Genomic DNA, 13377 nt, shown 5'->3' on the forward strand with positions numbered 1-13377 from the left:
TATGCCCCCGATCCTCAACAGCCTGCTCGACACCGATGCCTACAAGCTGCACATGCAGCAGGCTGTGTTCCATCGCTACCCGGATGCCGAGGTGGTGGCCGAATTCCACAGCCGCAACGAAGAGGATCTGCTGCCCATGATGGGCGAGATCGAGGAGCAGCTGCGCCTCGCCGGCTCCCTGCGGCTGACCCGACCCGAGCTCGATTTTCTGGCCGAGCGCCCCTTCTTCACCCCGGATTATCTGGATCACCTGCGCCGCAAGCCGCTGGATGCCTCCCTGCTCAAGGTGTTCGAGCAGGATGGCCGCATCAATGTGCGGGTCGAAGGGCCCTGGCAGGACGTCATCCTGTGGGAGATCCCGGTGCTCGCCATCATCAGCGAGATGCGCAACCGCTTCCGCTACCCCCAGTTCGGCGTCAGCCAGGCACTGGAGCGGCTCGACCAGAAGATCGACAAGCTGGAACGGGAGCTGAGCCGGGAGGAGATGACCGAGTTCAACCTCATCGACTTCGGCACCCGCCGCCGCTTCTCCCATGCGGTGCAGGATGCCGTGGTGGGCCGCCTCCAGGATCGGCTGCCGGCGTTTCGCGGCACCAGCAACTACCAGCTGGCCCAGAAATACCGGCTGCCGGCGGTGGGCACCCAGGCCCACGAGTGGTTCCAGGCTCACCAGCAACTCGGCTTCCCGCTGGAACTCAGCCAGCGCGCGGCCCTCACCAGCTGGCTGGACGAGTTCACCAACCACCTCGGCATCGCCCTGACCGACTGCATCACCATGGATGCCTTCCTGCGCGACTTCGACTTCGAGCTGGCGAGCCGATATCAGGGGTTGCGCCACGACTCCGGTGACCCCGTGGTCTGGGGCGAGAAGGCCATCAGCCACTACCAGCGCCTCGGTATCGATCCCGCCACCAAGACGCTGGTCTTCTCCGACGGCCTCGACCTCGACAAGGCAGTCCGGCTGTTCCGCCACTTCAGTGGTCGCATCAACACCAGCTTCGGCATCGGCACCAAGCTCACCTGCGATCTGCCAGGCGTCACCCCGATGAACATCGTCTTCAAGCTGATGGAGTGCAACGGCGGCCCGGTCGCCAAGATCTCCGACAGCCCGGGCAAGACCCTGTGCCGGGACGCGGACTTCATCCGCAACCTCAAGCAGGCCTTCCACGTCGGGGTATAAGACGCCTTTTTGAGTGTCCCATCTTGCGCACTGCGCCGATGGCCCCCTACCATGACTCACCTGAAAGGTCCGGCCCCCGTCGGACCTTTCGCTTGTTCGAACGCCAGACCACAAGGAACCACTCATGACCTCCAGATGGATATTCGCCCTCACCACCCTGCTCGCCAGCCTGAGCGCCGTCGCCGCCGAACCGCTGCGGGTCTCCGCCATCCCGGACGAAGCCCCCACCGAGCTGCAGCGCAAGTTTGCCCCCCTGGGTGACTACCTGGCCGAGAAAACAGGCCGCGAGGTGGTGTTCGTGCCGGTCAACGACTACGCCGCCGTGGTCGAGGCGCTGGCCGCCGGCAAGCTGGACATGGCCTGGCTCGGGGGCTTCACCTATGTGCAGGCACACCGCCGTGCCGACAAGGTGGTACCCCTGGTGCAGCGTCAGGAAGATGCCCAGTTCACCTCCAAGTTCATCGCCAATGCCGACAGCGGCATCAAGACCCTGGCCGACACCAAGGGCAAGGACTTCGCGTTCGGCTCCCCCTCCTCCACCTCCGGTCACCTGATGCCACGCCACTTCCTGGCCGAGCAGGGCATCAACCCGGAACGTGACTTCGCCCACGTCGCCTTCTCCGGCGCCCACGACGCCACCGTCGCCTGGGTCGCCTCCGGCAAGGTGCCGGCCGGTGCGCTCAACGCCTCCGTGTGGGAGAAACTGGTGGAAGAGGGCAAGGTCGACACCACCAAGGTCAAGGTGATCTGGACCACCCCGACCTACTTTGACTACAACTGGACAGTACGCGGTGATATGGATCCGGCCCTGCAAGAGAAGATCAAGCAAGCCTTCCTCAGCCTGGATCCGGCGGTGCCCGCCCAGGCCGAGATCCTCAAGCTGCAACGCGCTACCCGCTTCATCGAGACCAAGCCCGAGAATTACCTGGGCATCGAAGCCGCCGCCACCCAGGCCGGCCTGCTGAAGTGATCGCCGTCGCGCTGGACGGGGAAGGATTGCGGCTCGGCCAGAGCCGCATCCTGCAGCCGTTCAACCTGCAGATAACGGCAGGCGAGTGCGTGGCCATCATAGGGCCGAGCGGCGCGGGCAAGACCAGCCTGCTGCGGCTGCTCGGCACCGAGCTGCGCGGCGAAGGCAGGCTCACCCTCTGGGACCAGGATCCCTGGACCCTCTCCACCCGGGACCGCCAGCGGCTGCGCAGCCGGATCGGCATGGTCTGGCAGCAACCGCCGCTGCCCGCCTCCCAGCAGGTGGTGACCGCCGTGCTGGCCGGCCGGCTCGGTCAGTGGTCCCTCGGCCGTTCCTTACTCTCCCTGCTGCGCCCCTGCGACCCCGAAGGCGCGCTAGCCGAGCTGGCGCGCCTCGGCCTCGCCGACAAGTGGCAACAGCGCTGCGGCGAGCTCTCCGGTGGCCAGTTGCAGCGGGTCGGCATCGCACGGGTGCTCTATCAGCAGCCGGATCTGATCCTGGCGGACGAGCCCGTCTCCGCCCTCGATCCCGTGCTCGCCCAAGGCAGCCTGGATGCCCTGCTGGCACAGGCCCGCGCCCGGGGCAGCACACTCATCGCCAACCTGCATGCGGTCGAGCTGGCGCTCGGCCGTTTCCCCCGCATCATCGGCCTGCGGGAGGGGCGAGTGCTGTTCGACTGTCCGGCGGCGGCCGTCACCCCGGCCATGCTGGCCGAGCTCTACGCCGGTGATGACGAGGCGGCGGCGTGTTCAATTTGACTAGCCGCTGGCGCCATCCCCTGCCCTGGTTGCTGCTGCTCATCGGCTACAGCCTGTGGCAACAGGCCGACGGCTGGCTCGGCCTGTTCGACGGCCAGAGCTGGCGGCAGATGGGCAACGTCCTCGCCACCAGCTGGCCGCCCCGCATGGATCGGGACTTCCTCGTCCTGACCCTGACCGCGACCCTGGAGAGTCTGGCGGTGGCGACATTGGGACTGGCGGGCGCCCTGCTGCTCGGCGTGCCGTTCGCCCTGCTCGGCTCCCGCGCCCTGTCGCTGGCCGAACTGGGGCCGGTGCCCAGCCCGCTGCGCGGCGCCTTGCGGGCCCTCTCGCGCCTCGTCGCCATCGTGCTGCGCAGCCTGCCCGAGCTCATCTGGGCGCTGCTGTTCGTGCGTCTGTCGGGGCTCGGGCCGCTCGCCGCCATCCTGGCCATCGCCGTCAGCTACGGCGGCATGCTGGCCAAGGTCTACAACGAGATCATGGAGAGCGGTGCCCTGCAACCGGCCCGCGCCCTGCTGCTGGGCGGTAGCGGCCGGCTGCAGGCGCTCTGGTACGGCGTGCTGCCTGCGGTGCGTCAGGAACTGCTCTCCTACACCGTCTACCGCTGGGAGTGCGCCCTGCGCGCCTCCGTCATCATGGGCTTCGTCGGCGCCGGCGGGCTCGGTCAGCAGCTCGAACTCTCCCTGCGCATGTTTGCCGGTGGCGAGGTGGTGACCCTGCTGCTGGCCTTCATCCTGCTGGTGACGCTCGCGGATGGCCTCAGCGCCTGGCTGCGCCACAGCCGCTCCCCCGGCCTGCTGTTGCTGATCTGCCTGGGGCTGGCCGCTGTCCTCGCGCTGTATCAGCTCGACTGGCGCATGCTGAGCTTCTCACTGGGGGGCCTGGGCACCTTCCTGGGAGAGTTTTTGCGACCGGACTGGTCATGGCCCTTCCTCAAGACAGTGGCTATGGGCCTGCTCGATACGGTGCAGATGGCGCTGCTAAGCACCCTCTTCAGCGCCCTGCTGGCCCTGCCGCTGGCCTGCCTCGCGCGCCACTGCTGGCCGCTGCGGCTGCTGTTCAACCTGCTGCGCTCCGTGCCCGAACTCATCTTCGCCAGCCTGCTGGTGATCGCGGTCGGACTGGGGCCGGTGGCGGGCATACTGGCGCTGACCCTGCACACCACCGGGGTGCTGGCGCGGTTGTTCGTGGAGACCCTGGAGAACGCGGATCCCGCCCCTCGCCTCGCCTTGCAGCTGAGCGGGGCCGGCCCTACGGCCTGCTTCTGGTACGGGGTGTTCCCCCTGGTGGCGCGCCAGTGGCTGGCCTACAGCCTCTATCGCGGCGAGATGAACCTGAGGGCCGCCACCATACTCGGCGTGGTTGGCGCCGGCGGCCTGGGACAGCAGCTCTATGTCTCGCTCAGCCTGTTCCGCTACGACCAGACCGCCACCCTGCTGCTGGCCATACTGCTGCTGGTCTGGCTGGCGGAGGCCCTCAGCCGCCGCACCCGTTTGCCTCGCCCGGCCCCCAGCCAGCGGGATTGCCAGATCTGAGGCCCGCCTTGCATGGCCCTGATAAACAAAAAGCCCGCCGGTTTGCACCGGCGGGCTTTTTTTCACGAGGTCAGTCTGGATCAGTCTTTCTTCGCCAGCAGGAATTGCACCAGCTGGTTGAACTGTTCCTGGGAGGTGATGGATTCGATTTTCACCATGTACTTGCCGTTCACCAGGAAGGCCGGCACGCCGCGCACGTTGTAGCTCTCGGTGTTGCGGTCGAACTGGGAGACCATGCCGGAGACGGCGAAGCTGTCGACAGCACCGTCGAACTCCTCAGCCGGCACGCCATTGTCCACGAAAACCTGCTTCACGTCGGCGCGGCTCTGGGGGATCTGGCGCTGGGTGTGGATCTTGTCGAAGATGGCCGGGGTCAGCTTGCCTTCCACGTTCAGCAGATTGGCGACGGCGTAGGCACGCTGCATCTCGGGACCCATTTCACGGCCCAGGAAGGCCACCGGGTTCTTCTTCATCGGCACGCCTTCCGGCAGGCTCTTCTTCAGATCCTCGGCAATCGGCTCGAACTTGGCGCAGTGCGGGCAGAAATAGGAGAAGAACTCCATCACTTCCGGCTGGGCGCTGCCGGTCTGGCTGACCACGTCATAGTTGACACCTTCCTTGAATTGCGGGGCGGCGTGAACCATGGGGATCATCAGCATGGCAGCGAGGAAAAATAGTACTTTTTTCATGACGTTTCCTGTTAAGGGATCACTGTGAGGCACGCCCGGCGAACCGAAGCAGTCCAAGCCTATTGCCTCACCCTCGTGCCGTCAATGGCAAAGGCAGACAGGCGGGACCGCCATCCCGCCTCCCACGGGCACCTTGCCGCTGTGGCAATGGTGCGGGCGACACCACCAACGGACGCCCCGTGGCGTGGCGATCTGCCGGGTTCACGCCCCTACCACTGCGGCATCAGGCTGAGCGGCGGGGCCTTCAATGCCTCGAGCTGATCATGCAGGGTCGCAATCTGCTGGCGCCAGTAGTGTTCGGTGTTGAACCAGGAGAAGTGGCGGGGGAAGGCGGGATCTTCCCAGCGTCTTGCCAGCCAGGCCATGTAGTGGACGATGCGCATGGCACGCAGCGGCTCGATGAGCGCCAGCTCCCGCGGGTCGAACTCCATGAACTCCTCATACCCCGCCAGCAGGGTATCGAGCTGGATCTGCTGCTCATGACGCTCCCCGTTCAGCATCATCCAGAGATCCTGGATGGCGGGGCCGGTGCGGCAATCGTCGAGGTCGACAAACAGGGGGCCGTCACGCCACAGAATGTTGCCCGGGTGGCAGTCCCCATGCAGGGAGATGCGCGCCACATCCAGGGTCATGGCGTCGCATACGTGCCGGATCAGCTCGTCCAGCACCCCGAAGAAGGACTTGGCCAGCCCGCTCGGCAACCACTCGCCTGCCGCCAGCAACTGACGCGGCTCGTGCAGCATGCTCTCCACATCCAGCGGAACCCGGTGATGAAAGGCATGGCTGGCACCGACGCTGTGGATGCGACCGAGGTAACGCCCCACCCACTCCAGCTGGTCCAGGTTGTCCACCTCGAACTGACGCCCCCCAACGCTCTGCCAGATGGCAAACGGGTAGCCCTGATGCTCCAGCAGGGTCTCGCCGGCAAAGGCAATGGGAGCGGCGACCGGGATCTCAGTTTCACAGAGGCGAGCGGCAAACGCGTGCTCTTCCAGGATCTGGGCCCGGCTCCAGCGACCGGGGCGGTAGAACTTCACCACGTAGCGACGGCGATCCTCATCCTGGAACTGATAGACGCGGTTCTCGTAACTGTTGAGCTCGATAAGGCCGGAGTCGATGCGCAAGCCGCTGAGATCGATGGCATCCATGATGAGATCGGGATTGAGGTCGGAATAGTTGAAACGCATGTCATCCACCATAGAAAAGGGGCGCTGTTGCGCCCCATTCTATCACCACTGTCTGCCGTTGCCGTGCATGGCGGTGCGCCTTGCCGTCACAACCTGCTGATAAACTTGCTCGGTTGGCGCAAGGTCCCCTTGCTGTCATCCGGCGCCGCGCCTGCCCGCTTGAGCACGAACTGGACGTCCAGAGTGGGGCGCTTCAGGTTGAAGGGATCCACCGCCAGACTCACCGGCAGGGTATAGATCTCACCCGCCTTCAGGGTCACCTCGCGGGGTCCGAACCACTGGTACTCCGGCAGCCCTTCCACGTCCAGCCGGTAGGTCTGGGAGTTCAGGGTCTTGTTGAGGATCTTCAGGGTATAGGTGTTCTCGATGAGCCCTTCACTGTTTTCCCGGAACAGCTGGTTGCGATCCCGCAGGATATCGAGCCCCATGGGCATGATGGACATGGCGTTATAGACGAAGACCCCCAGCATGACGACCATCACCAGGCCATAGCCAATCAGCTTGGGTCGCGCCACCTGGGTTTCACTGTGGGCCAGCTTGTGCTCGGTGGTGTAACTGATGAGCCCCTTCGGATACCCCATCCGCTCCATGGTCTGATCGCAGGCGTCGACACAGGCGCCGCAGTTGATGCACTCGTACTGCAGGCCGTCACGGATGTCGATGCCGGTCGGGCAGACCTGCACGCAGAGGTCGCAGTCGATGCAGTCCCCCAGCCCCAGAGCCTTGGGATCGGCCTTGCGACCACGGGCGCCGCGGGTCTCGCCACGCTGGCTGTCATAGCCGACGATGTAGGTGTCCTTGTCGAACATGGCGGACTGGAAGCGGGCATAGGGGCACATGTGGATACACATGATGGCGCGCATCCAGCCGGCGTTGCCATAGGTGCAGGCGGCGAAGAACAGCACCCAGAAGATGACCCAGCCTCCCGCCTGCAGGGTGACGAAATCGGGCACCAGGTGGAAGGCATCCTGGAAGTAGGCGACGAAGGTCAGCCCCGTACCCAGCGACAGCAGGATCCAGGCCAGGTGCTTGGCGCCCTTCCGGGCCAGCTTCTCACCGCTCCAGGGTGCCGCATCCAGCTTGCGACGCTTGTTGGCGGCCCCTTCCAGCTTCTCCTCGAACCAGATGAACAGGAAGGTCCACACCGTCTGGGGACAGAGGTAGCCGCACCAGACCCGGCCCAGGAAGGTGGTCACAAAGAAGAGGGCGAAGGCCGCGATCATGAAGACCCAGGCCAGCAGGGTGAGATCCTGCGGCCAGATGGTGGCACCGAAGATATGGAACTGCTGGTGCTCCAGATCGAACAGCACCGCCTGACGGCCGTCATAACGCAGCCAGGGCAGGAGGACAAAGAGCGCGACGAAGAACCAGCCCATGGCCTTGCGCACCCGCTGCCAGTAGCCGGTCTGGGAGCGGACATAGATGCGGTTGCCGGGGTTGAACCTGTCATCTCCCGCCTTGAAGGTGTTGGGATTGAAAGTCCCGGTGACGTCACCGGTCACATCCTTGATGTCGATCTTGTCCTTGTCGGCCATTGCAACACATCGCTCCACTCATATTGTTATGAAAGCGATTATATCTTAAACAACCTGCTAATTGTGTGGGTTAAATGTATCTATAGTTCGAGTCCCGTCGCAATTTCAGGCAACAAAAAAGGCCCATAGCCAGTTGACTATGCGCCTTTTAATAGATTCTCTTGAAACCTTTCTCTGATGGCGATGTGACGCCCGGATTACTTGATGCCGCGGGCCTTGAGCAGGGCTTCCTTGAAGTCGGGCACGTGATCCTTGGCCAGCCCCGGGATCATCGCCTGCTTGTCGGATTCCCGCATCTTGAGGTGGTAGATCAGCATGTCGTCGGTCAGTGCGGACAGGGGACCGTCAAATCCCGCCTCCTCGGCCAGTTTGGCAACAAACTGCACCAGGCTGAGATCCTGCTCCTTGATCCAGGCAGGCTGCAGCAGTTCCAGCAGCTCTTCGATACGATGACATTGCATAGACGACCTCTTTAATCTGTCTTGTGAAACTCAGGCAACCTTACCCATCAAGGCTACTTCGATACGATCCCGGCCATTATGCTTGGCCTGATAGAGCGCCGCATCCGCTTTCTGGATGAGCTCGGCAATGGAGTGATGCTGATCCGGCACCAGGGTCGCCACCCCGAAGCTGCAACTGACCCGCCCCGAGACCCGGGATTTGTGGTGGGGAATGCCGAGGGCTCGCAACGAGATACGCACCTGCTCGGCGATCTGCATGGCCCCCTGCAAGGTGGTGCAGGGCAGCAGCAGGGCGAACTCCTCTCCGCCGTAACGGGCAGCGAGATCGTCTTCCCGCCGCAGCACTTCGGCCAGCAGGCTCGCCACCTGCTGCAGGCACTGGTCCCCCACCTGGTGACCATAGTGATCATTGAACTGCTTGAAGTAGTCCACATCCACCAGCACCAGAGAGAGAGGCGCCCTGGCACGGTGGCAGCGACGCCAGGCGCGCGCCAGGGAGTCGTCGAGATGGGCCCGGTTGGCGATGCCGGTCAGACCGTCGAGGCGGGACGTGAGCTTGAGGTGCTCGGAGACCGCCTTCAGCTCGGCCACCAGATCCGCATTGGAAAAACTGTGGTAGAGAGAGGCCACCTGATCCCGCCGCAGGCGCCGCAGCAGGGTCGGCAGAAAGACGAACAGATACCCCGCCAGCATGCAGGAGACGATACGCTCCTGGGTGTTGCCGCCACTGAGCTCGAACAACATGGCAAACCCGAGGGGCAGCACGGCCCCATAGAGGGTACGACGGCTGCCGAACAGCATGATGGCGCTGCCGGTCAGGATCAGGCTGGAGAGCATCATCATGGCGGCACGATAGGTGTCGGGCAGCTTGTCCATGTAGAGCAGCACGCCCAGTGCCCAGACGATGGAGGTGATGGTCACCCCGACAAAGAGCTCGCGCTCGAGCACCGGCAGCGGAAGCTCCGCCAGCCTGGGCTGGCGCCAGCGCAGATGCCACCAGCGCCCCAGCAACAGCAACAGGACCAGACCGAGCCAGCCCAGCGACTCGCTGGCCGGCAGGTAATCGTGGAACAGCAGGCTCCAGCTGATCGCCAGCAGCCCCAGGCAAGGCAGGCTGAAGGAGGCGTGGGTATAGAGCTGGACCATGATGGCCCGCCGCACCTGATATTTCACACTCTGTGTCAACTGGGTACTCCCTGTACAAGAGCCGCACAGTTTAACACTCCCCTTTCCTGCTCAACAATCAATCGACCGCTATTAAGTTGCCACTCAGCGCGTCCTCTCCCGCACAGGCCCCGACAGACCCTTTTCTGCAGGGTCGAATGGCGCAACCCTCCCTCACCCTTTCTCCAGCTCGTCGAGGATGGGGCACTGGGGATTCGCATCTCCGTGACAGCAGCTCACCACCTCCTCGAGGGCGCTGAGCATGGCTTGCAAACCGGCGATGCGGGAGCGCAGATCGACGATTTTCTCCTGGGCCAGCTTCTTCACCTGGGCACTGGTTCTGTGCTCGTCCCGATAGAGCGCCAGCAGCTCCTGACACTCCTCCAGATTGAAGCCGGTCTCCCGCGCCCGCTTGACGAAGCGCAGCTCCCGCAGGGAGGCATCCGTATAACTGCGATACCCGTTGTCGCTGCGCACTGGCGACGAGATGAGGCCGATGCTCTCGTAGTAGCGGATGGTCTTGGCGGTCAGGCCGGTGGCCTTGGCGACCTTGCTGATGTTCATGAATGACTCCTTTGGGATTCAGATGCACGCAGGCTGCCCGCCCGGGGCTGCCAGCGCTTCAATAACAGGGAATTGCTCAAGACGGTGATGCTGCTCAGGGCCATGGCCGCCCCCGCCAGCTCGGGACTGAGGTAACCCAGTGCCGCCAGCGGAATGCCGATGATGTTGAACACGAAGGCCCAGAACAGGTTCTGCTGGATGGTGCGCCAAGTGGCCGCCGAGATGTCGATGGCATCGGCCACCAGCCGCGGATCAGACCGCATGAGGGTGATGGAGGCGGTCTCCATCGCCACGTCGGAGCCGGAGCCCATGGCGATGCCCACATCCGCCGCCGCCAGCGCCGGGGCGTCGTTCACCCCGTCTCCCACCATGGCGACCAGCCCACGGGTTTGCGCCCGCAGCGCCTCGACTTTTTCCACCTTGCCGGCTGGCAGCACGGAGTCAAAGGCCCCGTCCAGCCCCAGTTTGGCGGCGATATGGGCCACCGGCGCCGGCGCATCTCCGCTCACCAGCCAGCTGGCGATGCCGCGCTGGCGCAGGGTGGCGATGGCATCCGGGCTCTCGGGGCGCAGGGTATCGGCCAGCGCCGCAATGCCAGCTACCACGCCGTCAATGGCCACCCAGACCCGGGTCGCGCCGTCGGCGGGTTGTTCATCGTGTTGTGACGGTTCAATACCGAGCTGGGCCAGCAAAGAGCCATTGCCGATGGCGACCGTATGACCGGCGACCTGACCGACAATACCGGCACCGACCCGCACCTCCACCGCCTCCGGCTGGGGCAGCGTAGTCTCCTTGCCGACCGCCTCGCGCATGGCCAGCGCCAGCGGGTGTTCACTCGCCTGCTGCAGGGCGGCGGCCAGACGCAGCTGCTCGGCTGTGCCACTCCAGCTCGCCAGTACCGGCCTGCCTTGAGTGAGCGTGCCGGTTTTGTCGAAGATGAGCGCCTTGATGGCGTGGGCCTTTTGCAGGGTATCGACGTCTTTTATCAGAATGCCGTGGCGCGCCGCGACGCCGGTACCGGTGACAATGGCCGCCGGCGTTGCCAGCCCCAGCGCACAGGGACAGGCGATCACCAGCACGGCCACCGCTGCCAGCAGCGCCTGACCGAAGTCGTTGCTGATGGCGTACCACACCAGCAGGGTGAACAGGGCGATGGCCATCACCACCGGCACGAACACGGCAGAGACCTTGTCCACCAGCTGTTGCAGCGGCGCCTTGCCCATCTGGGCGTTCTCCACCAGTGCGATGATCTTGCTGAGGCTGGAGTCCTCCCCCACCGTAGTGGCTTCAATTTCCAGCACGCCGGAGCGGTTGATGGCACCGCCCAGCACCTTGTCGCCCTCACCGCGCGGCACCGGCAGGCTCTCGCCGGTGAGGATCGACTCGTCCAGCTCACTCTCACCGCTCACGATTCTGCCATCCACCGGTACCCGTTCCCCCACCAGCACCCGCAGCCTGTCGCCGCGCAGCACCTCGTCGATGGCGACGATCTGCCAGCGCTCGCCGCGCCAGACGGTGGCGGTTTCCGGCCGCAGCGCCATCAACTCGCGAATGGCGGACTGGGTACTGCGTCTGGCTCGCGCTTCCAGCATTTTTCCGAGGGAAATCAGGGTAATGATGATGGCACTCGCCTCGAAATAGAGCTTGCCGCTGGCGGCCATCCCCAGCGTCAGCAACAGATAAAGGCTGTAGAAGTAGGCCGCGCTGGTACCGGTCGCCACCAGCACATCCATGTTGGCGGAGCGATTCTTGATGGCGAGCCAGGCACCGCGATAGAAGCGGGCCCCGATCCAGAACTGCACCGGGGTGGCGAGCAGCAGCTCCAGCCAGGCGGGCAGATGCCAGGGGAACAACCCGGCCATGGCCAGCATCCCCACCAGCAGCGGCAGGGTAAGCAAAGCCGAGACGATGACCCGGGTTTGCGCCTGACGGGCGCTGGCGGCCTCCTGCGCTTCCCGCTCCAGCAACTGCTGGCGGCGGCCGCTGGCCGAGCCCTGCGCAAGTTGGGCGCCAAAGCCGAGGGCCTCGATCTGCTCGCGCAGGGCCGCGGGCGTCTGCATCCCGGGCACCAGCACGATACGAGCCTGCTCAATGGAGAAGTTGACGTCGGCGGAGATGACGCCGGGCAGCGCCGCCAGCATCTTGTTCAGGCGGGCCGAGCAACCGGCACAGGTCATGCCGGTGATTTGAAACAGGATGGTCTCACTGCCGTAGTCATAACCCTGCGCCTGGATGCTCTCCAGCACCGCCGGCAAACGGTCAGAGCTGGCCAGCTCGATGGCCGCCTGCTCCAGCGCGAAGTTGACGGTGGCCGATACCCCGTCGAGCTTGTTGAGGGCGGTCGTGATGCGGCCGGCGCAGTTGGCGCAGCTCATGCCGCTGAGCGGCAACTGCAGATGAATGGGTGATTGAAGATGAGTGGTCATGTTGTTCCTCCCCGGAACCCGTCGGCACCACAAAACGCCGACTGGCAAACCCTAACCTTTACTGTAAGGGTAAGCTCAAGCCACATGATCCACTTTTTACAGATGAAAAAACGGCGCCCGTTTGCTGCCAGAGAACAAACGGGCGCCGCCTTCAACTATTGCGCGGTATGCGCGGCGACTCAGATACCGTACTGGGCGCGGTAAGCCTTCATGGCGGCCAGTTGCGCCGCCAGCTCCGGCTGTTCGGCCTGCTTCTCTTCCAGATACTGGATCAGATCGCTCATCTGGATGATGGCGATGATGTGGGCACCGTAGTCGCGCTCCACTTCCTGAATGGCGGAGAGCTCGCCCTTGCCCTTCTCCTGACGGTCCAGCGCGATCAGCACGCCAGCCAGGGAGGCGCCGTTGGCCTGGATCAGATCCATGGATTCGCGGATGGCGGTGCCGGCAGTGATGACATCGTCCACCAGCATGATGCGCCCCTTGAGCGGGCTGCCCACCAGATTGCCACCCTCGCCGTGATCCTTGGCCTCCTTGCGGTTGAAGCACCAGGGCACGTCCACGTCGTGCTGCTCCACCAGCTGCACGGCGGTGGCGGAGGCGATGGGGATCCCCTTGTAGGCCGGGCCAAACAGCACGTCGAACTCGATGCCGGCATCCATCAGGGCGGCGGCATAGAAGCGGCCGAGACGGGCCAGATCGCGGCCGCTGTTGAACAGGCCGGCGTTGAAGAAGTAGGGGCTTTTACGACCGGATTTCAGGGTAAATTCACCGAATTTGAGGACCTGCTTCTCCAGGGCGAACTCGATAAATTGACGCTGGTAGGCTTTCATTCTGGCTCCTTGCTTGGCTTGTCGTTGTCTTGTGTGGGGGTATAAAAAAACGCGGACAGTGCCGCGTTTTTAAAA

12 protein-coding genes are annotated in these 13377 nt (G+C 64.2%); 4 read left to right on the top strand and 8 right to left on the bottom strand.

The genetic code is table 11. The features are described 5' to 3' along the window. Nucleotide 1 precedes the first annotated feature (1 nt). From pncB to phnE, 4 genes are all read left to right on the top strand, one after another. The gene (gene pncB / locus J9893_RS01545; protein ID WP_104452104.1) at nt 2-1180 is read left to right on the top strand and encodes a nicotinate phosphoribosyltransferase; all 1179 of its coding nucleotides are present in this window, start codon (nt 2-4) and stop codon (nt 1178-1180) included. A 124-nt stretch (nt 1181-1304) separates the two neighbouring features. Further along, nucleotides 1305-2150, top strand: coding sequence for a putative selenate ABC transporter substrate-binding protein (locus tag J9893_RS01550; protein ID WP_043153390.1), 846 nt, complete (start codon nt 1305-1307; stop codon nt 2148-2150). Further along, nucleotides 2147-2908 carry an ATP-binding cassette domain-containing protein gene (locus tag J9893_RS01555; RefSeq protein WP_043153387.1) on the top strand — a complete coding sequence of 254 codons (762 nt, stop codon included), beginning with the start codon at nt 2147-2149 and terminating at the stop codon, nt 2906-2908. The genes J9893_RS01550 and J9893_RS01555 overlap by 4 nt, the downstream gene beginning before the upstream one ends. Beyond that, nucleotides 2896-4443: a phosphonate ABC transporter, permease protein PhnE gene (gene phnE, locus J9893_RS01560; RefSeq protein WP_043153383.1), complete on the top strand. Its 1548-nt coding sequence runs from the start codon at nt 2896-2898 to the stop codon at nt 4441-4443. The genes J9893_RS01555 and phnE overlap by 13 nt, the downstream gene beginning before the upstream one ends. Before the next feature lie 80 nt (nt 4444-4523). On the opposite strand, the gene J9893_RS01565 is transcribed toward phnE, so the two are convergent. From J9893_RS01565 to pyrE, 8 genes are all read right to left on the bottom strand, one after another. After that, a complete protein-coding gene (locus J9893_RS01565) occupies nt 4524-5132 on the bottom strand; it encodes a thiol:disulfide interchange protein DsbA/DsbL (protein ID WP_043153379.1) in 609 nt (202 codons plus the stop codon). A gap of 209 nt (nt 5133-5341) precedes the next feature. Then, nucleotides 5342-6331 (bottom strand): serine/threonine protein kinase, encoded by a 990-nt coding sequence (locus J9893_RS01570; protein ID WP_042016426.1) that lies wholly within the window; start codon nt 6329-6331, stop codon nt 5342-5344. A gap of 74 nt (nt 6332-6405) precedes the next feature. After that, nucleotides 6406-7854, bottom strand: coding sequence for a cytochrome c oxidase accessory protein CcoG (gene ccoG, locus J9893_RS01575; RefSeq protein WP_143236900.1), 1449 nt, complete (start codon nt 7852-7854; stop codon nt 6406-6408). Between the two features lie 197 nt (nt 7855-8051). Then, entirely contained in the window at nt 8052-8315 is a 264-nt protein-coding gene (locus tag J9893_RS01580; RefSeq protein ID WP_010676098.1) for a YihD family protein, read from the bottom strand. 30 nt (nt 8316-8345) lie between these two features. Then, the gene (locus J9893_RS01585) at nt 8346-9500 is read right to left on the bottom strand and encodes a diguanylate cyclase (protein ID WP_029314881.1); all 1155 of its coding nucleotides are present in this window, start codon (nt 9498-9500) and stop codon (nt 8346-8348) included. A gap of 153 nt (nt 9501-9653) precedes the next feature. Then, nucleotides 9654-10043, bottom strand: coding sequence for a Cu(I)-responsive transcriptional regulator (gene cueR, locus J9893_RS01590; protein WP_010676100.1), 390 nt, complete (start codon nt 10041-10043; stop codon nt 9654-9656). Then, nucleotides 10040-12469: a heavy metal translocating P-type ATPase gene (locus tag J9893_RS01595; protein ID WP_210600496.1), complete on the bottom strand. Its 2430-nt coding sequence runs from the start codon at nt 12467-12469 to the stop codon at nt 10040-10042. Before J9893_RS01595 ends, cueR begins: the two co-directional genes overlap by 4 nt. Before the next feature lie 179 nt (nt 12470-12648). Further along, nucleotides 12649-13302, bottom strand: coding sequence for an orotate phosphoribosyltransferase (gene pyrE, locus J9893_RS01600; protein ID WP_010676102.1), 654 nt, complete (start codon nt 13300-13302; stop codon nt 12649-12651). Between the last annotated feature and the right edge of the window lie 75 nt (nt 13303-13377).

The sequence above is a fragment of the Aeromonas sp. MaB10011B genome, assembly GCF_017939325.1.
GTDB lineage: Bacteria > Pseudomonadota > Gammaproteobacteria > Enterobacterales > Aeromonadaceae > Aeromonas > Aeromonas caviae.

Bases quoted from the DNA above. Each gene is read 5' to 3' on its own strand.
- pncB (WP_104452104.1), top strand. From the start codon at position 2: ATGCCCCCGATCCTCAACAGCCTGCTCGACACCGATGCCTACAAGCTG.
- J9893_RS01550 (WP_043153390.1), top strand. From the start codon at position 1,305: ATGACCTCCAGATGGATATTCGCCCTCACCACCCTGCTCGCCAGCCTG.
- J9893_RS01565 (WP_043153379.1), bottom strand. From the start codon at position 5,132: ATGAAAAAAGTACTATTTTTCCTCGCTGCCATGCTGATGATCCCCATG.
- J9893_RS01570 (WP_042016426.1), bottom strand. From the start codon at position 6,331: ATGGTGGATGACATGCGTTTCAACTATTCCGACCTCAATCCCGATCTC.
- ccoG (WP_143236900.1), bottom strand. From the start codon at position 7,854: ATGGCCGACAAGGACAAGATCGACATCAAGGATGTGACCGGTGACGTC.
- J9893_RS01580 (WP_010676098.1), bottom strand. From the start codon at position 8,315: ATGCAATGTCATCGTATCGAAGAGCTGCTGGAACTGCTGCAGCCTGCC.
- cueR (WP_010676100.1), bottom strand. From the start codon at position 10,043: ATGAACATCAGCAAGGTCGCCAAGGCCACCGGCCTGACCGCCAAGACC.
- J9893_RS01595 (WP_210600496.1), bottom strand. From the start codon at position 12,469: ATGACCACTCATCTTCAATCACCCATTCATCTGCAGTTGCCGCTCAGC.
- pyrE (WP_010676102.1), bottom strand. From the start codon at position 13,302: ATGAAAGCCTACCAGCGTCAATTTATCGAGTTCGCCCTGGAGAAGCAG.